The sequence below is a fragment of the Pontibacter mangrovi genome (genome assembly GCF_006385705.1).
Taxonomy (GTDB): domain Bacteria; phylum Bacteroidota; class Bacteroidia; order Cytophagales; family Hymenobacteraceae; genus Pontibacter; species Pontibacter mangrovi.
On record NZ_VFRQ01000030.1, the window covers coordinates 1 to 1234 of the forward strand.

Sequence of the window (1234 nt, forward strand, 5' to 3'; positions counted from 1 at the left end):
TTTTCCTATGTTTGAGTTTATATTCTAACTTGAGTTAAAAGAGAAGAAAGGAAGGAATAAGATTAATTAGGTTTTGTGGCCTTAAGAGCCAGTCCAACATGACAATCCCCTTCCCTTTCCTATTGTCACTTTGTAGAGTTCCATTAAGCCTACTACCAGAGCTTGTATCAGGATAGATAAAGCTACAATAGCCCTTCTCCGGTTCCTTTATAAACATACATAAAATCTAAACCTATGCAAAACGTGATTGGCATCGACGTGAGCAAAGAAACACTGGTCGTTTGCCACGCACCTGGCGACAAGGATCAGCACCTGGAAGTGAGCAACAACAAAGCTGGATTCCAAAGGCTGCTCAAGAGCTGCGGCGGCACTGACCGGCTGTATGTCATGGAGGCCACTGGCGCCTACTACATGCAGCTGGCTTATTTCCTGCACTCGCAGGGTGCGGCTGTTGCCGTCATCAACCCGGTGGTCATCAAGCGCTTCGTGCAGATGCACCTGGGCAAGGGCAAGAGCGACAAGAAGGACGCGCAGTGGATTATGCGCTACGGCCAGCAAAATCAGGTAAAACAGTGGCAGCCGGAGACCCCGCTGCTGGTGGAATGCCGCCAGCTCGAGCAGGCGATAGAGCAGCTCATCAAGCAGAAGACCATGATCAGCAACTCTCTGGAAGCCTTAGAGAGACAGCCGGTTAAATGCCTGCTGGTGGTAAGGGGCTTGAAGCAGACAAGCAAGCTGCTCCAAAGGCAGATAGGGCACATGGAGCGGGAGCTTCAGGATAAGATGGGCTCCCTGTTCAGCATTGAAATGGATTTGCTCGTCTCTATTCCAGGCATCGGCAGAAAGACAGCAGGCATGCTTTTGCTCTTTGCCGGCGGCTTTCAGCAGATGGCCAGCTACCGGCAGCTCATTGCCAAGGCGGGGCTGTGTCCCCGGGAGTACACTTCCGGCACCAGCATCCGGGGCAAGGTGAGAATCACTAAAATGGGGGGAAGCCTGATCAGGAGCAAGCTCTATATGTGCAGCCTGACAGCCATGAGGGGCAACGCAGCCTGTAAAGAACTTTATGAACGGCTGGTGGCCAGAGGCAAAAACGGGAAGGTGGCTTTGATCGCTGTGTGCAACAAGCTACTCAAGCAGGCTTTTGCCATTGTTAAATCCGGTATTCCGTATCAGGCTGAGTTCTCTAAAACTTCTCCTCAATTCGCTTGACTTTTAACAGAGTTCATGTTGG

At 51.1% G+C, this 1234-nt stretch carries 1 protein-coding gene; it reads left to right on the forward strand.

Annotated features, from left to right (window positions below):
- Nucleotides 1–234: 234 nt before the first annotated feature.
- Nucleotides 235–1212: an IS110 family RNA-guided transposase gene (locus FJM65_RS21090; protein WP_140624352.1), complete on the forward strand. Its 978-nt coding sequence runs from the start codon at nt 235–237 to the stop codon at nt 1210–1212.
- Nucleotides 1213–1234 lie beyond the last annotated feature (22 nt).

Excerpts from the sequence above, each read along its gene's own strand:
- FJM65_RS21090 (WP_140624352.1), top strand. The coding sequence starts at position 235 with ATGCAAAACGTGATTGGCATCGACGTGAGCAAAGAAACACTGGTCGTT.